General features: G+C 49.5%; 19 protein-coding genes. 11 read left to right on the top strand and 8 right to left on the bottom strand.

Going from position 1 to position 24,211, the window contains the following annotated elements:
* Positions 1-6: 6 nt before the first annotated feature.
* Both BARVI_RS01505 and BARVI_RS01510 read left to right on the top strand, forming a co-directional pair.
* Positions 7-2,121 carry a DNA topoisomerase 3 gene (locus BARVI_RS01505; protein ID WP_025277526.1) on the top strand — a complete coding sequence of 705 codons (2,115 nt, stop codon included), beginning with the start codon at positions 7-9 and terminating at the stop codon, positions 2,119-2,121.
* A complete protein-coding gene (locus BARVI_RS01510; RefSeq protein WP_025277527.1) occupies positions 2,114-2,638 on the top strand; it encodes an NUDIX hydrolase in 525 nt (174 codons plus the stop codon). Before BARVI_RS01505 ends, BARVI_RS01510 begins: the two co-directional genes overlap by 8 nt.
* On the opposite strand, the gene ybaK is transcribed toward BARVI_RS01510, so the two are convergent.
* From ybaK to tilS, 3 genes are all read right to left on the bottom strand, one after another.
* A complete protein-coding gene (ybaK, locus tag BARVI_RS01515; RefSeq protein ID WP_025277528.1) occupies positions 2,635-3,111 on the bottom strand; it encodes a Cys-tRNA(Pro) deacylase in 477 nt (158 codons plus the stop codon). The two genes, BARVI_RS01510 and ybaK, sit on opposite strands and share 4 nt — an antisense overlap.
* 147 nt (positions 3,112-3,258) lie before the next feature.
* On the bottom strand, positions 3,259-5,358 hold the full coding sequence (rho, locus tag BARVI_RS01520; RefSeq protein WP_025277529.1) for a transcription termination factor Rho: 2,100 nt from the start codon (positions 5,356-5,358) through the stop codon (positions 3,259-3,261).
* Between the two features lie 198 nt (positions 5,359-5,556).
* Complete coding sequence (gene tilS / locus BARVI_RS01525; protein ID WP_038534222.1) at positions 5,557-6,918, bottom strand: tRNA lysidine(34) synthetase TilS; 1,362 nt, start codon at positions 6,916-6,918, stop codon at positions 5,557-5,559.
* A gap of 174 nt (positions 6,919-7,092) precedes the next feature.
* Here tilS and pheS point away from each other — a divergent pair, with 174 nt between their 5' ends.
* Both pheS and nth read left to right on the top strand, forming a co-directional pair.
* On the top strand, positions 7,093-8,112 hold the full coding sequence (pheS, locus tag BARVI_RS01530) for a phenylalanine--tRNA ligase subunit alpha (RefSeq protein ID WP_025277531.1): 1,020 nt from the start codon (positions 7,093-7,095) through the stop codon (positions 8,110-8,112).
* Positions 8,113-8,223: 111 nt separating this feature from the next.
* A complete protein-coding gene (nth, locus tag BARVI_RS01535) occupies positions 8,224-8,880 on the top strand; it encodes an endonuclease III (RefSeq protein WP_025277532.1) in 657 nt (218 codons plus the stop codon).
* A 76-nt stretch (positions 8,881-8,956) separates the two neighbouring features.
* Here the strand turns inward: nth and BARVI_RS01540 are convergent, their stop codons facing one another.
* Entirely contained in the window at positions 8,957-9,937 is a 981-nt protein-coding gene (locus BARVI_RS01540; RefSeq protein WP_038534223.1) for a type I phosphomannose isomerase catalytic subunit, read from the bottom strand.
* 16 nt (positions 9,938-9,953) lie between these two features.
* Positions 9,954-11,414 carry a glycoside hydrolase family 10 protein gene (locus BARVI_RS01545; RefSeq protein WP_198015976.1) on the bottom strand — a complete coding sequence of 487 codons (1,461 nt, stop codon included), beginning with the start codon at positions 11,412-11,414 and terminating at the stop codon, positions 9,954-9,956.
* 154 nt (positions 11,415-11,568) lie between these two features.
* On the opposite strand from BARVI_RS01545, the gene BARVI_RS01550 reads away from it, so the two are divergent.
* The 6 genes from BARVI_RS01550 to BARVI_RS01575 all read left to right on the top strand — a co-directional run bounded on the left by BARVI_RS01550 (position 11,569) and on the right by BARVI_RS01575 (position 17,852).
* Positions 11,569-12,204, top strand: a complete 636-nt coding sequence (locus BARVI_RS01550; protein ID WP_025277533.1) for a trimeric intracellular cation channel family protein — start codon at positions 11,569-11,571, stop codon at positions 12,202-12,204.
* A 9-nt stretch (positions 12,205-12,213) separates the two neighbouring features.
* The gene (locus BARVI_RS01555) at positions 12,214-12,621 is read left to right on the top strand and encodes a GtrA family protein (protein WP_025277534.1); all 408 of its coding nucleotides are present in this window, start codon (positions 12,214-12,216) and stop codon (positions 12,619-12,621) included.
* 16 nt (positions 12,622-12,637) lie between these two features.
* On the top strand, positions 12,638-13,585 hold the full coding sequence (locus BARVI_RS01560; protein WP_025277535.1) for a glycosyltransferase family 2 protein: 948 nt from the start codon (positions 12,638-12,640) through the stop codon (positions 13,583-13,585).
* A gap of 21 nt (positions 13,586-13,606) precedes the next feature.
* Complete coding sequence (locus tag BARVI_RS01565) at positions 13,607-15,331, top strand: ArnT family glycosyltransferase (RefSeq protein WP_025277536.1); 1,725 nt, start codon at positions 13,607-13,609, stop codon at positions 15,329-15,331.
* Between the two features lie 73 nt (positions 15,332-15,404).
* Positions 15,405-16,085, top strand: a complete 681-nt coding sequence (locus BARVI_RS01570; protein WP_025277537.1) for a response regulator transcription factor — start codon at positions 15,405-15,407, stop codon at positions 16,083-16,085.
* Positions 16,086-16,088: 3 nt separating this feature from the next.
* Entirely contained in the window at positions 16,089-17,852 is a 1,764-nt protein-coding gene (locus tag BARVI_RS01575) for an ATP-binding protein (protein WP_025277538.1), read from the top strand.
* 203 nt (positions 17,853-18,055) lie between these two features.
* Here the strand turns inward: BARVI_RS01575 and BARVI_RS01580 are convergent, their stop codons facing one another.
* The 3 genes from BARVI_RS01580 to BARVI_RS01590 form a co-directional block, all read right to left on the bottom strand.
* Positions 18,056-19,162 carry a polysaccharide pyruvyl transferase family protein gene (locus tag BARVI_RS01580; protein ID WP_025277539.1) on the bottom strand — a complete coding sequence of 369 codons (1,107 nt, stop codon included), beginning with the start codon at positions 19,160-19,162 and terminating at the stop codon, positions 18,056-18,058.
* Positions 19,163-19,236: 74 nt separating this feature from the next.
* Complete coding sequence (locus BARVI_RS01585) at positions 19,237-20,199, bottom strand: Coenzyme F420 hydrogenase/dehydrogenase, beta subunit C-terminal domain (RefSeq protein ID WP_025277540.1); 963 nt, start codon at positions 20,197-20,199, stop codon at positions 19,237-19,239.
* Positions 20,196-21,734, bottom strand: a complete 1,539-nt coding sequence (locus BARVI_RS01590) for an MATE family efflux transporter (RefSeq protein ID WP_025277541.1) — start codon at positions 21,732-21,734, stop codon at positions 20,196-20,198. Before BARVI_RS01590 ends, BARVI_RS01585 begins: the two co-directional genes overlap by 4 nt.
* A gap of 757 nt (positions 21,735-22,491) precedes the next feature.
* Here BARVI_RS01590 and BARVI_RS01595 point away from each other — a divergent pair.
* On the top strand, positions 22,492-24,150 hold the full coding sequence (locus tag BARVI_RS01595) for an AMP-binding protein (RefSeq protein ID WP_025277542.1): 1,659 nt from the start codon (positions 22,492-22,494) through the stop codon (positions 24,148-24,150).
* The last annotated feature ends 61 nt before the right edge of the window (positions 24,151-24,211 follow it).

Consider the following 24,211-nt stretch of genomic DNA (forward strand, 5'->3'; position numbering starts at 1 on the left):
GTCATCATGAAAGTATGTGTTGCCGAAAAACCCAGTGTAGCCAAAGAGATTGCCGAAATCGTAGGCGCCAAGAGCCGACACGACGGCTATTACGAAGGCAACGGATACCAGGTGACCTGGACTTTCGGCCACTTGTGTACCTTGAAGGAGCCGCACGAATATACCGACCTGTGGAAACAGTGGACCCTACGTTCCCTGCCCATGATACCCCCCCGGTTCGGCATCAAGCTGATTGCGGACCGAGGGATCGAAAAACAGTTCGGGATTATCGAGTCGCTCATGGCCAAGGCCGACGCCGTCATCAACTGCGGCGATGCCGGTCAGGAGGGAGAGCTCATTCAACGGTGGGTAATGCAGAAGGCGGCTTGCAAATGCCCGGTCTACCGCCTGTGGATTTCGTCGTTGACCGAAGAGTCGATTCGGGAAGGATTTCAGAATCTTAAACCGCAATCGGAGTTCGATTCGCTCTACTATGCCGGGCTGTCGAGAGCCATCGGCGACTGGCTGCTGGGTATGAACGCCACCCGGCTCTACACCCTCAAATATGGGCAGAACCGGCAGGTCCTCTCCATTGGTCGGGTACAAACCCCGACCCTGGCCCTGATTGTGAACCGGCAGCTCGAAATAGAACATTTCGTGCCCCAACCCTACTGGGAATTAAAGACAGTCTATCGCGACACCACCTTCTCAGTCACCAAAGGCCGGTTCCAAACCGAAGAGGAAGGAAAAGAGTTCCTGCAAAAAATCGAAGGCTTCCCCTTCACCGTGACCGATGTCACTACCAAACAAGGGAAAGAGGCTCCGCCCCGGCTATTCGACCTCACCAGCTTGCAGGTCGAATGCAACAAGAAGTTCTCCTATTCGGCCGAGAACACCCTGAAAATCATACAGTCGCTCTACGAGAAGAAGGTCACCACCTACCCGCGTGTCGACACCACCTTCCTGAGCGACGACATCTATCCCAAAGTGCCGGGTATCCTCGCGGCGCTCACCGATTACCAGTCGTTGACCGCCCCTTTCAAAACCGGCAAGATACCCAAGAGCAAAAAAGTTTTCGACAACTCCAAGGTGACCGACCACCACGCCATCATTCCCACCAACGTCAAGGCGGTCAACCTCACCGCCGAGGAGCGTAAGGTCTACGACCTGGTGGCCCGCCGCTTCATTGCGGCATTCTACCCCGATTGTCTCATAGCCAACACGACCGTGCTGGGCGATGTCAACCAAATCGAGTTCAAGGCCACCGGCAAACAGATTCTGTCGCCGGGGTGGCGCGCCGTCTTCGGCAAAGAAGAGGAAAACAACGATGAGAGTGAAAACACCTTGCCCGCCTTTACCCAGGGTGAATCGGGGCCTCACACTCCGGCATTGGCCGAAAAGTGGACGCAACCACCCAAGCCCTACACCGAGGCAACCCTGCTGCGAGCCATGGAGACGGCCGGAAAGATGGTTGACGACGAGGAGCTTCGCGATGCCCTCAAAGAGAACGGCATCGGACGGCCTTCGACCCGGGCGGCCATTATCGAGACATTGTTCAAACGGCACTATATCCGCAAGGAGCGGAAGAACCTTATAGCGACCCAAACCGGCATAGAACTCATCGGGACGATTCGCGACGAATTGCTCAAATCGGCCGAGTTGACCGGTATCTGGGAAAACAAATTGCGCAAAATAGAACGAAACGAATATCGGGCTGCCGATTTTCTGGAAGAGCTGAAAAAGATGGTAAGCGAGATTGTGCTCCATGTACTCAGCGATAACTCGGGCCGCATTACGGCCGCCGAGCCCCAACCCGAAGCGCCCAAAAAGAAAGCAGCCAAACCGGCGACTGCAACCAGGCCCCGCAAAAAGAAGGCGGCAAAAAACGCCGACAGCACACCGACGGCTGAGGCTTCGGACACCCCCACCCCGCCCCCGACCGAAAAACAACCGCTCGTATGCCCGCTATGCCATAGCGGCGAGGTGATTCAGGGGAAAACGGCCTACGGTTGCAGCCGATGGCGCGAAGGCTGTACCTTCCGGCTGCCATTCGACCAGCCGGGCATTCCGCTCGACGAAGCGACCTTGCGCCAACGCATTCAAAACTACACACCCCACTCCAATACAAACCAGAATGAGTAACGAAGAATGGTTCCCGTTAATCGACGAAAAGGGAAATGTAATCGGTAAAGCTACCCGGCAGGAATGCCACAACGGTTCCAAGCTGCTGCACCCGGTTGTCCACCTGCACATTCTCAACCGGCAGGGTGACCTCTATTTACAGAAGCGCTCGATGAGCAAAGACATACAACCTGGCAAATGGGACACGGCCGTGGGCGGCCACGTCGACTATGGCGAAAGCATCGAAGAGGCTCTCGCCCGGGAGGTGCGTGAAGAGTTGGGCATCACCCGCTTTACCCCGCAACCGGCCATCACCTACATATTCGAGTCGGCTCGCGAACGCGAAATGGTCCACGCCTTCTACACCCGCTATGACGGAGAGATCACCATCGACCCCGTAGAAATCGACGAAGGGCGCTACTGGCCCATCGACGAGATACACCAAAATCTGGGTCGGGGAATCTTCACCCCCAATTTCGAGCAGGAGTTCCAGCTCCTCGAACCGCTACTCACAGGAAATACCAAGCCTCTCGGCTAATCAATCATATCGCCTACCTGGGCCGAGACGAAACGAATCAAGTCGGCCGGAGCGATCTTGATCTGCAACCCCCGTTGACCGGCACTGACATAGATATGGTCGTGAGACAGGCAGCTCTCCTGAATATAAACGGGATAATTTTTCTTCATGCCAATGGGTGAACAGCCACCCCGAATATAGCCCGTGGTAGGCAACAGCTCCTTCATGGCAATCATCTCGGCACTCTTGTTACCCGACAACTTGGCCGCCTTTTTCAAGTCGACCTCCTTATCGCCCGGAATCACGCAGACGAATATCCCGTGCTTGTCGCCCCGCAACACCAGCGTCTTGAACACCTGGGCAATATCCTCACCCAACTGTTCGGCTACGTGAGTAGCTGCCAGATTATTCTCGTCAACCTCATACGGAACCAGTTCGTAAGCTATTTTCTCCCGGTCGAGCAGCCGGGCTGCATTGGTCTTGTTTATCTTCATAGGTCACATTCTCCTAACGGGTGGCAAAGGTAGCTATTTTATCGGTGGAGTTGTACTCTCCTTTGTTTTAATAAAAATGAACCCCGGGAGTTTTTTTGCTCCCAGGGTCTTTATCGGTTCGAGAGATAACCCTCTCTTTCAAGCAGTTTAGTCGTTCATCGACAGCAGCAACTCCTCGTTCGACGAGGTGCGCTCCATACGGTCTCTCATGAACTCCATCGCCTCAATCGAGTTCATGTCGGAAAGATAGCGGCGCAATATCCACATGCGGTTGAGGGTATCCTTGGGCAACAGCAGGTCGTCGCGACGCGTGCTCGATGCCGTGATGTCGACTGCCGGGAAGATGCGTTTGTTGGAGAGCTTGCGGTCGAGTTGCAACTCCATGTTGCCGGTACCCTTGAACTCCTCGAAAATCACTTCGTCCATCTTCGAGCCCGTCTCGGTTAGAGCCGTGGCAATGATGGTGAGGCTACCGCCGTTCTCGATGTTACGGGCTGCGCCGAAGAAGCGTTTGGGTTTGTGCAGGGCGTTGGCATCGACACCACCCGACAAGACCTTGCCCGATGCGGGCGATACCGTGTTATAGGCTCTTGCCAAGCGGGTGATGGAGTCGAGCAGAATCACCACATCGTGACCGCACTCGACCATACGTTTTGCCTTTTCCAACACGATGCTGGCTACCTTGACGTGGCGTTCGGCCGGTTCGTCGAAGGTCGACGAGATAACCTCGGCCTTCACGCTGCGGGCCATGTCGGTAACCTCCTCGGGGCGTTCGTCAATCAACAGGATTATCATATACACCTCGGGGTGATTCTCCGAGATGGCATTGGCTATATCTTTCAACAGCACAGTCTTACCGGTTTTCGGGGGAGCCACAATCAATCCGCGTTGTCCCTTGCCGATAGGCGAGAACATATCGACTACCCGGGTCGACAGGTTACAATATTTTCCACTGGTCAGGTCGAATTTCTCATCAGGGAAAAGTGGAGTCAAATGATCGAAGGGGACCCGGTCACGAACATATTCGGGGGTACGGCCATTGATTTTGTCCACCTTTACCAACGGGAAATATTTTTCACCTTCACGCGGCGGACGAATGGGGCCCTCTACGACATCTCCCGTTTTCAAGCCAAACAGTTTGATTTGCGACTGCGACACATAAACATCGTCGGGCGACGTGAGGTAGTTGTAATCCGACGAGCGGAGGAATCCATACCCGTCGGGCATCATCTCCAACACCCCCACCCCGGTGAGAATGCCGTCGAAATCGTAGGGTTTCTCGACCGGCTTCGGCTCGGGAGCCGGCTGCTGGGACGGGTTTTGACCATTGTTATTGTTGTTGCGGTTTTGCGGAACGAACACCCGTTGTCCCCGCGGGACGAAGCGCTGCTTCTCGCTATGCGGGAAGAAGGTTTGCAACGACGAAGGTTGCAGCGGGGGCAGATTTTGCTGTGAGTGTTGCTGGTGCGGCTGTGATTGAACGGGTTGTGCCTGAACAGGTTGCGGCAGTTGTGGCGGGGTCTGCGTCTGATTCTCGGTCGGCTTGGCATCGGCTGAGCCCTGCGATACGGCAGGTGCATCGGTCAAAGGAAGTGCCGGCTGCAGATTCTGAGTTTCACCGATTGTCTCAACCGGAATGGCCTTCTTCTGAATACGTTTGCGTTGTTTGGCCTGTCCACCCTGATTATTATTGGACTGAGCAGGAGTATCGGCAGACTTAGATACCGTAGCTCCTTGTTCCGAGGTCTGAGCCGCACTCTCTTTCAGATGCCCGAACAGTTCGGCAACCGGCTCCTTCAACGCCGGGTGAGAAGCCAATCCGGTCTCTTCGATAATGGTCGAAATCTCTTTCACCTCAGGGACATCGGTCGACGTTGCTGCCTTCTCCGACTCCTGCGAGCCATCGGCCTTGGCCTCGGTCTTCTTCTTACGACCTCTTTTCTTCGGCTCACTGGCTTCGCTCGATTCCGCAGCAGAAGCAACCGCCGGGGTCGCATTCGATTTATCATCGGCTTCCTTACTCTTCTCGGGAGCCGCTTTCTCTTTGTTCTTTTTAGGTTTAGGTCCTCTCTTCTTGGGAGCCGGATTAGCCGCCGCCTTGCTGGCCATATCGATGGCCTGTTGATCGAGTATCTTATAGACAAGATCTTCCTTTTCGGTCCCGTCGATTTTCTGAATACCCATTTCGGAGGCTATCGCTTTCAACTGATCGAGAGTCTTAGCGTTTAATTCTAAAATATTATACATGAATAGAGCTAATATGATTTACACTTTATATTCATTAAAGCCACTTGCATGCCACATGCACACTGGCCCAAGGAACAAATATAATTATGGATTTTTGAATTTATTGCGTACAGAAATTTCACTACGCAATTCACCGAACAAATATACGGTTGATTTACCAAACAAAACAAAGATTGTAAAATTAAGTTTGTAATTTAACTATTTTTTATAATTAAATTCGATAATTCTTTTCGTTTCGGCGGTAATTCGGTATCCATCGGCAGCCCGCTCTCCTAAAATCCACAAAATCGTAGCGCCCGAACACAAGAGTAGCGCCTGGGATTTATCGATTAAAGAATATTTACAATCGCCGAAATAGTCGCTCAACTTGCGGCTTCCCCTCATGCCGAAAGGACGGAATCGGTCGCCCTGCCGCCAATGGCGGATTACCAGCGGGAAAACGAGCTTGTCCAGATCGAAACAGGCGTGGCTCTTGTCGCGAGGGAGCTCATAGTTACCGGCATCGACACATCGGTACGACAAACGACCAGCCAACAGCGACCCGACTTCTTCCGGCTCGGCTATCGTTGCCACAATATCGGTGTCGGCTCCGACTTCTTCTTTTTCTTTATCTCGTGCAATCAAAATCAAATCCGACCGATCCTTGACCACCCGATACTCCGGAGCGAGAAACACCCGACCCGACTCCCCGTCGCAAGCCGCCTCGATTTCGTCGATTTGGTCGGGTACAAAACCGCATGGCGAAAGCAACTCGAACAGGAAGGCCCGCGGCGACGGTAACAACCGCAACCGGTCGATGGAAATACGCACCTCACCCTCCTTCCGTACCAGGACCTCGCGCTGCTGCCGCTTGATGGCATCGCGATACACACGCTCTACCTCCCGCAGATTCTGCATCGTGGTATAAATAGCCCGGTCGACCGACGGATTGATAGTGCGGAGCAACGGCAACACGTCGAGACGGATTTTATTACGCACGTAAAGATTCTCCAAGTTGGTGTGATCGACCACGTGCAACAGATGCTGTTCCGACAGATAGGCCTCAATTTCCTGCCTCGAAACCGGCAGAAAGGGTCGCACTACAAAGCCGTTGCGAGGCCGCATCGAGGTGAGCCCGGCAATACCCGTACCCCGCACCAGATTGAGCAGCAGCGTCTCCACACTGTCGTCGCGATGATGAGCTACGGCAATAGCTTGCGCCCCATATTGGCGGCGCTTCTCTTCAAACCAATCGTAGCGCAACCGACGGCATGCCATCTCAATCGACAGGCTGTTTTCCCGGGCGTAGCTCAGGGTATCGAACGAAACTTCGTCGAAGGTCACCCCCCACTCCCGCACGGTATCGCACGTGAAATTGCGGTCGCGCAACGACTCCTCACCCCTCAGATTGAAATTGCAATGGCAGGCAATACACGAATACCCCAACCGATTCAGCACGTGCAGCAGTGCCACCGAATCGGCTCCACCGCTCACCCCCACGATGACGGGAGCCGACTTGTCCAACAGTCGGTTATCGGCAATAAAGGTCTCAATCCGGTGCAAAAACTGAGGTACTGACATAGCCATCTCGTTTGAATTTGTGTAACAAATGTAGCAATAAAGAGAGATTTTTCGGCCGTACTCTTCCCTTTTTATTCCTTTTTTCTACATACGACCAAAATATTTCGCCCAAATCCACCCGGCAAGACATCATTTATTATTAAATTTGCATTTTGAATCTAAGAAGTAACAGGTATGATTGAAAAAATCCAACGTATCAGAGAAGAAATCGAAGCATTAAAGGTTTCTAAATCAGAAGATTTAGAGGCTATTCGTATAAAATACCTCAGCAAGAAAGGTGAAATTTCCCAACTTTTCAACGATTTCAGAAGCGTGGCTGCCGATCAAAAACGCGAAGTGGGCAAACAGCTGAACGAGTTGAAAGAGCGAGCTGTCGAGAAGCTGAACGAGTTGAAAAGCGAATTTGAAGATACGCACTCCGACGAGCAGAATATCGACCTCACCCGCACGGCTTATCCGATTCCGATGGGTTCGCGCCACCCGCTCTCTTTGGTTAAAAACGAAATTTGCGACATCTTTGGCCGATTGGGTTTCTCGATTGCCGAAGGCCCTGAAATCGAGGACGACTGGCATGTGTTCTCGGCGCTGAACTTTGCCGAAGACCACCCCGCCCGCGACATGCAGGATACTTTCTTCATTCAACGTTCGCCCGATATTCTGCTTCGCACCCACACCTCGTCGGTACAAACCCGCACGATGGAGCATGCACAGCCTCCTATCCGCATCATCTGTCCGGGGCGTGTCTACCGCAACGAAGCCATCTCCTATCGGGCCCACTGCTTCTTCCACCAGGTAGAGGCCCTCTACGTAGATAAAAATGTCTCCTTTGCCGACTTGAAACAGGCTTTGCTCTACTTTGCCAAAGAGATGTTCGGCAGCGAGACTCAAATACGACTCCGCCCCTCCTATTTCCCCTTCACCGAGCCGTCGGCCGAGATGGACATCTCGTGCAACATCTGCGGCGGCAAAGGGTGTGCCTTCTGCAAGCACACCGGTTGGGTAGAGATTCTGGGCTGCGGCATGGTCGATCCTAATGTACTCGACGCCTGCGGCATCGACAGCAAGGTGTACAGCGGTTATGCCCTGGGTATGGGTATCGAGCGAATCACCAACCTGAAATACAAGGTGAAAGACCTGCGCATGTTCTCGGAGAACGACGTGCGGTTCCTCGAAAAGTTTGAGTCGGCCCACTAATCGAGTACATGTCCTACTTGTTTTCGACCGAATGATGCAGCATCATCGCCGTATTTGGCGGGTTCTTCCTGGCCAAATACAGTTTGTGCGCACAAAAACCTCTGTAACATCATGACAACCAAAGAGCGATACGAAGGTGTAATCCGGTGGTTCCAGGAGAACCGACCGGTGGCTGAAACCGAGTTGCACTACCACGACCCGTTCCAACTGCTCATTGCCGTTATCCTGTCGGCCCAGTGCACCGACAAGCGGGTGAATATGGTTACTCCGGCTCTCTTCGAGGCCTATCCTACCCCTCAGGCTTTGGCGCTGGCCACCCCCGAAGAGGTATTTCCCTACATCAAAAGCGTGTCGTATCCCAACAATAAATCGAAGCATCTGGTGGGCATGGCCCGCACGCTGGTCGAAGAGTTCGGAGGCATAGTCCCCTCGGAGGTAAACGAGTTGCAGAAGCTGCCCGGCGTAGGGCGCAAGACAGCCAATGTTGTTGCCTCGGTCGTCTTCCACAAAGAGGCGATGGCGGTCGACACCCATGTCTTCCGGGTCTCCAACCGCATCGGGCTCACCAACAATTCCAAGACTCCACTCGAAACCGAAAAGACACTGGTCAAGAACATACCGGGGCCTCTGCTTCCCATTGCTCACCACTGGCTCATCTTGCATGGTCGGTATGTGTGCACCGCCCGCAAGCCCAACTGTCTGGAATGCGGCATACGGCAATACTGCAAATTCTACAACCGTAGCGGTAAGGCCGCAACCGAAGAATAGAGAGCATCATACCTATAAATAAAAAACGCCGGAGGAAAATCCTCCGGCGTTTTTTATCATCACGATTCTCGACTTCTTATTGCTGAGCCGGAATATAGCATTCGAGTAGTTTGGCTGGCGACTCGGCCTCGATGGTCACACTCTCGAGCGATGCAGGTACCAAAGTGGTCTGCCCCTGATGCAACTCAATAGCATAATCGTTATTGTCGGTCATACGGATTTTGCCCCCCATACACATATAGATTACAAACGAATCGTGAGCAGCCACAGGGCGTTTCACACTGCGGTCTACCTCAATGAGGTTGGTCTGGAAATAGGGACAGGTCACCAGATTGACCGCCTCGTTGTTGCGAGCCTCATACGAGGTGCGCAAGTTGTCATACAGTTTGAAGTCAACGGCATCGATCGACTGCTCCACATGCAGCTCGCGGGGATTTCCCTGGGCATCGCGACGGTCGTAGTCGTAGATGCGATAGGTAATGTCGGAGCTCTGTTGAATCTCGGCAATCAGGATACCTTTGCAAATGGCATGAATACGTCCGGCCGGCAAGAAGAACACATCACCGCTCTTCACCTGGTGGAATTGCAGTACATCGGTAATGGTGTTGTTCTTGATGCGCTCTACATACTCCTCGGGAGTAATCTGCTTCGAGAATCCCGAATAGAGGCCGGCTCCCGGTTTGGCATCGATGACATACCACATCTCGGTCTTTCCGAACGAGTTGTGGCGAGCCTTGGCCAACTCGTCGTTGGGGTGTACCTGAATCGAGAGATTATCGCGGGCATCGATAAACTTAATCAGCAACGGGAATTTCTCGCCATAGTGCTCGGCCACATGTTTGCCCAGCAGAGCGGCACCGTCGCGTTGAATCAGTTCGGTCAGGTTCTTGCCCTTGTCGGCTCCTTCGCTTACGACCGAAATGCGGTCACCTACCTGGGAAATCTCCCAACTCTCGCCAATACCGGCATGAATCTCGGGCAGCTGTTTGAACCGGCTGATCTCATCGCCACCCCAAATGATGGGACGGAGAATGTCTTCAAATTTCAACGGATACATGTTTTTCTTGTTTTTGTTACTTATATAATTTTATTTCATATTTTCCAATCTCTATCTCGGGAGCGCTCCACACGGCGGGCCGACTTTCATTGCCGTATCGGTCACGAGCCACGACGGCATAGTGCCGATAGGTTGCGGGCAATATCCACTCCCGGTCGGTTCGAGGAACCACGGCGGCTATCTGTTCACCGGCATCGACCTGCAACGAATCGTCGGTAGCGTAGACGATATAGGTGAAAGCCTCGTCAACCGGCTGCCACGAAAGGAGGCTCTTTCCTGCCAGACGTTCGACCTGCAACGAGGAAGGGGCCTCGACCTTCCGCACGGGAGCACCCACGCAGCGCGGCGTCAATGCCGGATACCGGTAAAACCACGCCGTGAGCCACTGACTCAAAACAGTATGCCGGTACAGATTTCCATAGCGGAAATAGGCTTGCCCCACCCCCACTTGCCGGGTAGTCTCGATTTGACGTATTATCTCGTCGAGCGACCAGTTGCCGTTGACCCGGTCGAGCCGATAGACACCGATACCGCTGGCCACACTCCCCGCCGGACATGCTTCGGCCCAATCGTATAAAAACGGATAGAAATTCTCTTCCTTGAAATACATCATGGGGGCGATAAAATCGTGCTTCCCCGCCTGCAACCAATGCTTGGGATTCTGATGCACCGCCTCCATGCAGCTCCACGAAGCCGGGAATCCCGGCAGCGAGGCATAGCGTCCCAGTGGCGAACTGCTCACCTTGACCCACGGTTTCAACCGCTTCACCTCGTCGTAAATGGCTGTAACCGTGGCCGTAATGTTCTGCTCGCGCCAACGGGTCCGAGAAGTAGCACCCGTCCCCCATCTCCGGAACGAATCGGCATCGGGGAAGCGTCGGGCATCATCGGGATAACGCACGTAGTCGAGATGGATACCGTCGACATCGTATTTGGAGACTACCTCGCTCACCAAATCGGTGAGATAGCTGCGCACCTCGGGATTACCGGGGTCGAGAAACCACTCGCCGGCCGACTGTTTGCACCACGACCGGTGACGGGCCACCATCGAGGTGCGCCCCTGCTTTCTCACCTGCCGGTTAGACCCGACAGGAAAAGTGACCAACCAGGCATGGCACTCCATGGCCCGCTTGTGACACTCGTCGACGACAAAGGCCAGCGGGTCGTATCCCGGATTACGGCCACCGCTCAACACTCCGGCCCACGGCTCATATTGCGAAGCGTAGAACACCTCGCCCCGAATGCGGGCCTGAAAAAAGACCGTATTGATGCCCATGGCCTGCAACCGGTCGAGGATATCGACGAGTTCGCGTTGCTGCCGGGCCACATCGGCCGGTCGACGTATCGGACGCGACGGCCAATCCAATCCCCAGTTGGTGGTGAGCCATACCGCCCTCGTCTCATATTTCGGCGACGAGGCATACAGCGAAACACAAGTCAGGCAAACGAAGATGAACAATAGCAGCCGCTTTTTCATTCTATATAATTTGTGAAGACAAAGGTACACTTTTATTCTCATAAAAATTCGGGCTACCTCTTATTTCACACCACAAAAACATAGCGGCCCCGAAAAGCACCGAATCTCACAAAAAATAGTAACTTTGCATTCTTACTTATCGAGTAGACGTATTATGAATACGACATTTGCCACCATACTGGAAATCGTGGGAACGCTGGCGTTTGCCATCAGCGGAATCAGGCTTGCCGCCGCCAAGCGTTTCGACTGGTTCGGCGCTTATGCCGTGGGACTGGTCACCGCCATTGGCGGAGGTACCACCCGCGATGTGTTGCTCAATGCCACTCCTTTCTGGATGATCAACGGCAGTTACCTCGCCGTCACGGCCGTGGCTCTCATCTTTGTCATCATATTCAAGCAATATCTGGTCAAGCTCGAAAATACGTTTTTTATCTTCGATACCATCGGATTGGCCCTGTTTGTAGTAGTAGGTGTAGAGAAGACGCTCATGTTCGGCTTCCCCTTCTGGGTAGCCATCGTCATGGGTACGATCACCGGCTCGGTGGGCAGCATCATACGCGATATTCTCATCAACGAAGAGCCGCTCCTCTTCCGCAAAGACATCTATGCCTTGGCATGTGTAGCGGGAGGCATCATGTTCTATCTGGGACAAAAGATGGGGTTTAACAGCATTACCAACCAGTCGATTTGCGGCATATCGGTTGTGGCCGTCAGACTGTTGGCCGTGAAATTCCACTGGTCGTTACCCGCCTTGAAAGACGAGAGCGACGACAAGCCCACTCTCAAATAACCTCGCACCATGTGGGAATCACTTAAAAAATACGATAAAAATACCCTGTGGCAACTCGTGCGCTTCGGTATCGTGGGGGTCATCAACACCCTCATCACCCTCATCGTCATCTATATTTTACAGGAGTTGCTTCATGTAAAATACACCGCCGCCAATCTGGCGGGCTACATAGCCGGAGTCATCAACAGTTTCTTTTGGAGCAAACTGTGGGTATTTAAGAAATTAAATAGTAATTTTATGCGCGAAGCCGTGCTGTTTCTCGTCAGTTTCGGAATCTGTTACGGCATACAGTTCGTTGCATTGCTTCTGCTGGTAGAGGTCCTGCACATGGCCGACACCTGGGCTCAACTGGTGAGCATGGTAGTCTATACGCTGTGCAACTTTGCCTTGAATAAATGCATCACGTTCAAAAAATAGAAAAAGGATATAGGCCATGAAAGTATCTGTCGTCATTCCCTGCTACAACGAAGAGGAGGTTCTTCCCCTCTCTCACAAGCGCTTCTCCCAGGTCATGAGCAGTACGCCCTATGATTATGAGCTCATCTTTGTCAACGATGGCAGTAAAGACCGCACCGAAGAGCTGCTGCTCGGCTTTGCCCAGAACGACCCCCACACCAAGGTACTGTCGTTCTCGCGGAACTTCGGCCACCAGAATGCGGTGAGTGCCGGCCTGCACAACTGCACGGGAGATGTGACCGTCATCATCGATGTTGACTTGCAAGACCCACCCGAGGTTATTCCCCAAATGATCGAGACCTATTTGAGGGAGGGCAGCAACGTGGTCTATGCCGTGCGGAACAAGCGCAAGGGCGAAACCTTTATGAAAAAATTCACGGCCAAACTCTACTACCGCATGCTCAACTCGCTGTCGGACTATACCTTCCCTGTCGATACCGGCGACTTCCGGCTCATCGACCGCAAGGTACTCGAAGCCTTCAAACAGTTCCCCGAAAAACACAAATACCTGCGGGGACTTTTCAGCTGGATGGGATTCAAGCAGACTCCATTCTACTACGACCGCAACGAGCGAGCCGCCGGAAAGACCAAGTACTCGGTGCGCAAAATGTTTTCGCTCGCCTCGGCCGGGATTTTCGGCTTCTCCAAAAAACCGCTCAAACTGGCCATCTCGCTGGGTACCCTGTCGATTTTCATCGCCCTGGCCTTTGCCATCTGGGTATTCGTCATGTACCTCTCGGGCAAAGAGTCGATTGTCCCCGGCTGGTCCTCAACCATCATCACCATCGTCTTCCTGGGTGGCGTACAACTGTTTACCATCGGTATTCTGGGCGAATACATCGGCAACATCTTCGACGAGACCAAGAACCGCCCCGAATACATCATCGACAAAAAAATCAATTTCGACAACCCTCATCAATCCTAATCGCTTTAAGACTGCTCGATCATGAACATGCCTAAAATAAGTTCCAGATTCTCGCTGTTTCTACTGCTGCTCATCATCAGTACCCTCACCATCATACCCTATCTGGGGCTAACCAATTTCCACACCAAAGGCGAGCCGCGCGAAGCCATCGTCACCGTGAGCATGCTGCAAAACGACAACTGGATTCTGCCCGTCAACAACGGGAGCGACATAGCTTACAAACCACCCTTCTTCCACTGGTGCATCGCCGCCCTTTCGCTCCCCACGGGCGAGGTTACCGAATTTACCTCGCGCCTGCCGTCGGCTCTGGCCGTCATCATCATGTCGGCCATGTGTTTCCTGTTCTTCGCCAAGCGAAGCCGCAACGACATAGCCTTCCTGTCGGCGCTCCTGTTGTTGTCGGGGTTTGAGGTACACCGAGCCGCCATGGCCTCGCGAGTCGACATGGTGCTCACCTGTTTCATCGTACTGGCCCTGCTGCAACTGTACCGTTGGTGGGAACATCACCTGCGGGGTATCCCCGTGTGGGCCATTCTCTTTATGAGCATCGCCACCCTCACCAAAGGGCCCGTAGGTATTATTCTGCCTTGTACCGTCATCGGAGTGTTCCTGCTCCTGCAAAAGGTATCGCTCTGGAAAACCATTTATAAAGTCCTGCCCCTAGCCCTGCTCGCCTGCATTTTGCCCTTGGCCTGGTACTACGCAGCCTACCTGCAAGGAGGCGACACCTTCCTGCAACTGGTGATGGAAGAGAATTTCGGCCGATTCCTGGGCAAAATGACCTACGAGTCGCACGAGCAACCCGTCATCTACTATTTCTACATCACGCTGGCGGGTTGGTTGCCCTGGTCGCTGCTGGTAATCATGTCGCTCTTTGTCTTGAAATACAAGAGACCGAAAGGCACGGTGAGACAGTACTGGAACCGATTCAAGGAGTATATCGCTCACATGGACCGCATGAGGCTGTTCAGCCTGCTGGCCATTGTCATTATCTTTGTGTTCTATTGCATACCCAAAAGCAAACGGTCGGTATATATTCTCCCCATCTATCCTTTCATCGCCTATTTCCTGGCCGAATACATGCTCTATCTGCTTAAACAGAAGCCTCAGGTATGGCGAGTATTCTCGATTTTCATCGCCTCGGTAGGAACGCTGCTGCTGGTCATTCTACTGCTGGTCAAGAGCGGGATCGCCGACCGCTATCACGAAATCCTGCCCGACGACATGGCCTACTACATGACGGCACTGGCCGAATCGTGGAATATCGTGTCGATTATCTCAGGTATCTGTATTGTATTCCTCATCTACGACATCTACAAAAGCAAGCGTTACCTCACCTACAACAACCGATATATCTATTCGGTCGTAGCCCTCTTCTTTGGCATACAGCTCATGCTCGACGCTTCGACGCTGCCGGTCATACTCAATGCCAAGTCGATGAAACCGTTTGCCGACAAAGTCGTTGCCGAGGTGCCCGAAGGGAAAATATATTCGTATGTCTCGACACCCATGCTACACTTTTTCATCATCAACTTCTACACCCAGGACCGGGTGGTCGAATTTGAGAGAGAAACTCCCCAAGCGGGTTATCTGCTGGTGGGCGAACACGATTTCAACTATATCCGCGAGAAGTACGGTGAAGAATATACCTTCACCCCCACCCTGCGCAGCGACCGCAAAGGCAACGACGTGAAAGATTTCGTCCTGCTCCTCGACTTCCAAAAACGGGATTCTGCCGAAGATTGAAAATAAGGAGCGATTGTCACACCGTTGAAATATCTATTTCTCAATTTTGCAGCACCAATAAAACACGAAAGCTATGGCCAATTACAAGATTTTAGTTGTAGACGACGAAGAAGATTTGTGCGAAATTCTGAAATTCAACCTCGAAGTAGAGGGTTATGAGGTCGACACGGCCAATTCGGCCGAAGAGGCCCTGCAAATGCATTTGGCCGATTACAACCTGTTGTTGCTCGATGTGATGATGGGCGAAATGAACGGGTTCAAGATGGCCTCGCTGCTGCGCAAAAACGAAAAATTGAAACACATTCCCATCATATTCCTCACGGCCAAAGATACCGAGGACGACAAACTCATGGGATTCAACATCGGGGCCGACGACTACATCTCGAAACCCTTCTCCATACGCGAGGTCATCGCACGGGTCAAAGCCGTGCTGCGACGGAGTGCCGAGAAGGTGACTCCCGAAGTCCTGCAATTCGAACGCCTCTATATCGACCCGGTAAAGAAGAGAGCCTTCATCGACCAGGAAGAGTTGCCGCTCACCAAAAAAGAGTTTGAAATACTTTCGCTCCTGCTCTCCCACCCGGGGCAAGTATTCTCGCGGGAGGAGATTCTGTCGAAGATATGGACCGACGAGGTCTATGTCCTAGACCGAACCATCGACGTAAACATCACCCGCCTGCGGAAAAAGATAGGCGAATACGGCAAACACATCGTTACCCGCCTCGGATACGGGTATTGTTTTGAGACCCATTGACGTATGACAATCGAAAAGCGTAACCAGTTTATGACTTTCGATAGAAAACTGTTCTTTTCTATCGCCTCTCTCTTCATAGTCTTTATTGCTATTATCCTCCTTTTTGAGTACCGGCTCGAAAAAGAGAATCGGCAACAGTCGCTCAACGCGCTCCTGCAAGACTACAACGAACTCATCTACTCCCAAGTCAAAGACCAGAATCTCGAACAGGTCTCCATCGACTCGGTTATCCGCAACATCACCAGCAAGACTTTGAGGGTGACCATCATCTCGGCACAAAACGGCGAGGTGATACTCGAAAGCCAATACGACTCCATACCCGACAATCACCTGAACCGTCCCGAGATTCAGCAGGCCCTGCGCGGGAAAGAGGGTTACGCCATTCGTTACTCACAAACTCACAAAAAGAACTATTTCTACTCGGCCAAGCGGTGTGGCGACTGGGTGGTGCGCTCCTCGATTCCCTTCGAGCGGGAGAACCTCTCCATTCTCAACCCCAACAAAGAGTTTATCTACTTCATGGTGGGTATCTCTATCTTTGCCATACTGCTACTTTACTATTTTTGTCGCAGCCTGGGCAAATCGATTGCCGCCCTCAGCCAGCTGGCTCAACAGGCCGAAGCCGAGAAACCGATACACATCACCATCAAATCGGGGGTCGACGACATCGGCAACATCACCCAGAGCCTCACCCACATCTACGACAACCTGCTGCGCACCAAAGAGAAGCTCTCCATCGAACAGGAGAAGCTGTTCAAGCACCTGCAATTCTCCAAAGAGGGATTGGCTTTCTTCTCCAAAGAGAAAAGGATAATCATGGCCAACAACCTCTTTATCCAATACCTCAGCCTCATCACCGACAACACGCTGTCACCGGCCGACTATCTGTTCAAGGAGGAGAATCTGAAAAAGATCAACGACTTTATCTCTCAAAAACTGTATGACCCCAATGTGAAGGAAGAGTTCATCTCCGAGACGATGACTCTCGACAAGGGCAGCCGCACGTTCCTCATCGAATGTATCATCTTCCAGGACCACACCTTCGAAATTGCCATCAACGACATCACCCAACAGGAACAGGAGAGCCGCGTGAAACGGCAGTTGACCCAAAACATCGCTCACGAACTTAAAACGCCCGTGAGCAGTATCAGGGGATACATGGAGACCATACTCACCACCCAAATGGACGAGGAGCGCAAAAAAATGTTCATGGAGCGGTGCTACGCCCAGTCGAAACGATTGACCGACCTGCTGCGCGACATTTCGATGCTCAACCGGCTCGACGAATCGAAAGACCTCTACGACACCGACAAGGTCGACTTGCAGAAGATTATAACCGAAGTCATCGGTGAGTCGCAGGCCGCCCTGACCGAAAAAGAGATGACGGTTGAGACCCGCAACCTGCACGACCAGATGCTACTCAACGGTAACTATTCGTTGCTCTACTCGATTTTCAGAAACCTCACCGACAATGCCATCGCCTATGCCGGGCAGGGCACTCACATCACAATCGACTGTTATCTCGAAGACGAGCAATACTACTATTTCTCCTTCTCAGACAACGGTGTGGGTGTTCCCGAGGAACACTTGAATCGTTTGTTCGAGCGATTCTACCGGGTAGACAAAGGGCGTTCTCGCAAGCTCGGCGGCACCGGTTTGGGACTTGCCATCGTTAAAAACGCCGTACTCTTCCACAAAGGTGAAATATGGGTTAAAAATGTTCCGTCGGGCGGACTCAATATTCTTTTCTCTCTGAAAAAAAACTAATCGAGTCCATACAATACGGCTGAAACAAAACGGGGTAATTAGGTTCTATCGCTGAATCTTGCAATAACTTACAATTAAAGATATACTACAACAAGAACCTATCCTACCCTCCTACTATCAATAACAACATCTCTATCTATATATGTATGTTTTCCACATTTAAACCTGCAGAGTTCAAAAGAATCTTTTCATACTAGAAACTATCATTTTATCTGTGAAAGGAAACGATTTGATATATCCCTCATTTTAGATAAATTCTCCTCAACTTTAACCCAATCTATCCTTGGAATATCTGACAAGTTTGTATTTTCAGATATGATACACTGTTCAAGGCCCAAAAGTTTTGCCAAAGAATAAAACCGTTCTGCTCCACGCTCCTTATTTATATACACATAAAATGGCTTTCTAAATATTATAGCGAAAGCACATCCATGAAAAGAGTCTGTAAAGACACAATCAGATGAAAAAAATGAATCAAGCCACTCCTCTATACTCGGGGCTATACGCTTTTCCAAAGGGGCTTCTTCATTTTCATTTTCACTGGCAGCAAAAAAATAATCCTTATGTAATGACTTCGACAAATTATCAAGCACGCTCATTTTATCAGAAGAACGATCTAATATGTATGCACATATTTTATGTTCTTTGGCCTGGTCATGCTCTTTTACATAAGACATGTAGAAATCGCCATCAAATAACAAGGTCGGATCTAAAACTAAAATAGAATCAACATTCAAATGCTGTTTACATAAATCCACACCCGACTTCTCCCGGACACTTATTGCCGAAAAATTCTTAGCGGCATTTTTACATCGCTTTGTCTGTTTATTTGTATATATCCATGTACTAACTCCAAACGAAGCGGCATAGGCATATCTTTTTATCCGATTATCAATGCCGTACAAAAAATAATCTTCAACCTTATCCATAAAACCCGGACGCCAAACTTGATCGCTACCGACAACAATTGCATCAAAACCAAGCGAATTAATATTCTTAAACTCCGAAGATGTTAAATATGTCGGTGAAAAAGGTTTTAAATAATTGTCTATAAAAGGTTGTATATTCTTTGTCACTATGGGATATTCAATTTCATTTTTCCTATCGATAAATATTATCGTATCCTTTTTCCCAAAAACATATTTTTTTATTGTTCGCCTGATTATACGTTTCAATTTATGCTTCTTTCTTATACGACGAATTACAATCACTTCATGCCCTAACCGTGTTAAGACTGTCTTTAATGCAAATGCTTGCATAATTCCGCCGTAGCCAATCCCTACTGGCAATGTTAAAAGTCCTATTTTCATTATTTTATAAATGTATATAAATAGTACTAATCTTTCCCCCTCTAATGTAATAAAATAAGAGAAAATAATAACTATTATCGCTTGAATTTTATCATTTTCTGATTAAGATAATTGATTTTATTCCGCAATCTAATTTTAAAGGTTGGTTTTGAATTATCTTCAATTAATTTAATCACACTGCTGCACTTATCAAACTGTTCAAAAAATTTCTTTCTTTTAGGATGTGAGACCGTCTTCTCCTTAAACGCTCCATTCATTGTTTTTGCCACAACAAGAGAAGATTCATATACATCAACATCTAATGAATATAATAACGACTTACCTTTTTCTGAACTAACTATGATTAGGCTAACCCCTTTATCATCATAAACATCTGGCGAAATTACGTCTATCCCCCAAAAATCAGCCAATGTCAAATCACTGTGACTGGCTCCATTCTTGCTTTTACAGGAATAACAACTTGGTCGTAAATATAAATTAGAAAGAAATCCCCGCATATAGGCATTCTTGCCATGAGTCTCTGAATACAATACTTTATTTTCATCATTTGTTTTACCTGTGATTAGGAAACTAAAATTTTTCCAACCTCCCAAGTATTTGTTTCTGAATTCTATTCCTGTTATTTGGTCTTTATAATCAGCTCCACCAACAGCCTCATGCAGATAACGCCTCCAAATGCCAGGGCTCGGTACGCCATGACACAAACAATCTACAGAAAATACCGCACCAAAAACAACACCACCTCTTTCAATTACCTTCTTTGCAAGGAGAATAAATACACCGCCAGAAGAACTTGCCATTCGCTCCTCATCATTCCGGTTCTTTACAGCAAGGACTTCCAAGGGCTGTTGTTTATCTGGACGATCTATCCATGGACATACCTTCTCGCAAAGATGACAGTCAATACATTCTTCAATATTGACATCTGGATACAGGAAGCCTTCTTCATCTTCCCTCAGAGATATACATCGCTTGGGACAACATTGGACACAGGCAGCACATCCACAACAATCACGCTTGTCAGTTATCTTTATCATCGGTGTAAAAATTTATTATATACAGTACTTATCTTGGAACGGACAAAAGCCCTTTCCGTTCTTGACAATCCCACAGAATATGATACAAAAGCAACAGATAATACACATATAACAGAAATCAGGAAAAAGCGCAGAACGGTATCGTCCATAATTCTATATACTAGAAGTGGAGCTATGACTGCCAATAATGCAACCACACCAACCTTTGCATATATATTTATAAAATAGTCCTTTATGCTAATACCAATCAAAGGACGGAGCATAACCATGCGCGCAAGTTGGGTCAATAACTCCATAACAAAATGGACAATGAACACGGAGTAAGCCGGACACCCAAGTCGTAAACAGACATAAGAGACAGGTAGTATCATCAGAAGTATCGTGCCACATACAGCCTGGTATTTCTTGACTTTACCAGTTGCCTGATTGGCTACAATCAAAGGATTGGCCAATGTATAAATCAAAGATGTGCAAATCATTATACGCAGAAAGTCTACCGTATTCTCCGGGACAGTCTTCAACCAGACGGTAAGTATAAAATCGGTTTCGAAAAGGACCGGCAACGACAACAGGAAAAGGAGGTAGAACGAAAATCTTGCACTGCGGAACATAAGCCTGTGCATCTCATCTTTTTCACCTCTTGCATAAGTCTTGGTTATTTGCGGATTTAACGCCATCTGAAAATTACCTACGAACTGCTGTATGGCATTCTGAACCTGCACGGCAACGGCTTGGGCTGCATTGACAACAGGCCCGAAAAAGACGTTAAGCAACATATTGAGACCCTGACCAAACAGTACTGCCGACAGATTTCCAAACATACTCCACCCTGCAAATCCTGTCATTTCCTTAAACAGGGACTTATCCCACACGTGACGATACTTTGATTCTGGGAAATGCTTATTGCAATAATGGCTGTAACAGAAACGAATAAATATCTGCACGACCAAAATAAGAAATCCGTAAAGGATCAACTTGTCAAAAGAAGAAACGACGAGAGCATAAGCTACGGCAAGTTTTAATACAGCTTCAAGAATGGAAATGTAGGCAAAAACGGACATCTTCTCGTGTGCTATTATATCAGCATTATACGGCACACTGACAATCATCACAACGGTAGATACTATCGAACATTGAAGTACCCAGAAGGCAGCATTCATACGGTCGGCTGGTATCTGCATCTTTTCATACATAAACCACAGACCAACCGTTTCTCCAAGAATTACAATCAATACTGAAATCAATACATGAATCTGCAACGCCGTACTGAATACTTTATGCAGATTTTCCCGATCTCCTTTACCCAAGGCAAAAGTGATGTATCGCTGGGTAGCAGATGACATGGAACTATTAATAAATCCGAACATTGCTACGACCCCACCCACCACATTGTAAACACCATAGTCCGAAACACCAAGAGCGTTAAGAACAACCCGGCTTGTATATAGCGTAACAAGCATGATAAAAAGCGTACGCACATACAAAAACAACGTGTTCTTCGCAATTCGTTTATTATTCTCTGATGTTTGAGACATAAATTAGAACAATGTTATGAGAATAATCGATTGGCCTAAATTAAATAATAAAAACAATTCGTATTAACATAGAATAAATTATCTAAGACAAAAAAAAGCCTAGCAACACATATTCTCTGTTATTGTGTGATAAAATGGACAAAGCAATATTCACTCCATCAATTCAACCCATATTACAAAGTTTTATTATTCAATCAATTATAACTATCTTAGGCTTCTGATTTTATATTACTGTATAAATATGAAACATCTTTGTTTGGTTACAAATATACGAAAAAGTACGGATATAGGATATTTAAAACTGTTTTTCTAAAAAAACTTTTTTATCAAATTAAGAAGAAAAATCCTACTATATAAAATGTATCTATATGCTAAAATAAAAATCTGTTACATAGATTATTAAACAATATACTTATTTCATGTTTAGAATCTATCCAATCATAGTAGAGGTCACCTTTCCTACGTAGCTATCTTTTCCCAATATTAGTCGATGGAACCCTGTATCCGCTCTCGTGAGTTCAGAAAATTCATGACGGTAGCAGCACCTGTCCGGGACTGGCTATCGTCAAAAACGCCGTGCTTTGCCATATAGGTGAGATATGGGTTAAAAATGTTTTGTCAATCGGGCTCAATATCCTTTTCTCTCTGAAAAAAACTAAATCAACCCTTACAGAAGCTCGAAACAGAACGATGGGATTAGGTTTTCCCGCCGAATCTTGTATCTTTGTAAAATCATGACCCAAAAATTTTTGATTTTATGAATAACAAGAGTTTTAACAAATACATCGAACGAGCCATCAAAGAGAATTGGGAACGCATCGCACTGAGCGATTTCGACGGCGTATCCTACCACTATAAAGACATAGCCCGCAAAATTGCCAAGATACATCTGCTGCTCGAAAGCGCAGGTATCGAAAAGGGCGACAAGGTTGCCATTTGCGGCAAAAACTCGGCCCACTGGGCAGTGGCCTTCTTTGCAGCGATTACCTACGGAGCCGTGCCCGTGCCCATTCTACATGAGTTCAAAGCAGACAACATTCACCACATTGTCAATCACTCCGAAGCCAAACTCCTTTTCGTGGGCGACGGCGTGTGGGAAAACCTCAACGGGAGCCTGATGAAAAACCTGAGAGGAATTTTCCTGCTTAACGACTTCTCCCTGCTGCAATCGGAAAGCGAACGGCTTATCAATACGCGCAACCGGCTGAACGAATATTTCGGCCGCAAATATCCCTCACGCTTTACCCCCGAAGCGGTCAGCTATTACGAGGATTCGCCCGAAGAACTGGCGGTCATCAACTACACCTCGGGCTCGACCGGATTTTCCAAAGGGGTGATGCTCCCCTACCGCAGCCTGTGGTCGAATGTCGAGTTCTGCCTCGAACACCTGCCCTTTCTGAAAGCCAGTGACGGCATCGTGTGCATGCTGCCGATGGCCCATATGTACGGCATGGTCATCGAAATGATACACCCCTTTGCCAAAGGGTGCCACCTGCATTTCCTCACCCGGGTACCCTCGCCCAAAATTATCATGGACGCCTTTGCCGCCGTAAAACCCAAGTTGATTATCGCCGTCCCCCTCATCATCGAGAAGATTATCAAGACCAAGGTCTTCCCGCTGCTGGACAAACCCTTGATGAAACTGATGTTGAAAGTTCCCTTCCTCGACAACCAGTTGTTGACCAAAATCAACGACCGGCTTTCCGAGACCTTCGGCGGGAACCTCGTGCAGATGATTATCGGCGGAGCCGCCCTCAATCGCGAGGTCGAGCTGTTCCTGCGTCGCATCGGGTTTCCCCTGACCGTGGGCTACGGCATGACCGAGTGCGGGCCTCTTATCTCCTATGCCCCTTGGGACGAAACCCGCATAGGCTCATGCGGACGAATCGTCGACCGCATGGAGGGACGCGTCGACTCGCCCGACCCCGCACATATCGTGGGCGAATTACAGGTAAAAGGAGCCAATACCATGCTGGGATACTACAAGAACGACGAGGCCACCCAGGCCATCTTCACCCCCGACGGGTGGATGAAAACCGGCGACCTCTGTACCATCGACGAAGACGGATTCGTCTACCTGAGAGGCCGCAACAAGAATATGATTCTGGGCCCCTCGGGGCAAAACATATACCCCGAGGAGATTGAAGACCGGCTGAACAACATGCCCTATGTGTGCGAATCGCTCATCGTCGAGCAGGAGGGCAAACTGGTGGCGCTCGTCTATCCCGACATCGAGAATGCCCAGCGCTCCAACCTGGCCGGTCATGCTCTCGAAACCCAAATGGAAGAGGACATCGCCACCCTCAATAAAGAGCTGCCCGCTTACAGTCAGATAAGCCGGTTGAAAATCTACTACGAGGAGTTTGAGAAGACCCCCAAGCGGAGCATCAAACGATACCTCTATCAAAACAACTGACCTGCTACCCCACGGAAAGAACCAGAAAAACAGCCGACACGCCCAGGCACGACCTTTGTGG

This window comes from Barnesiella viscericola DSM 18177 (genome assembly GCF_000512915.1).
GTDB classification, from domain to species: domain Bacteria; phylum Bacteroidota; class Bacteroidia; order Bacteroidales; family Barnesiellaceae; genus Barnesiella; species Barnesiella viscericola.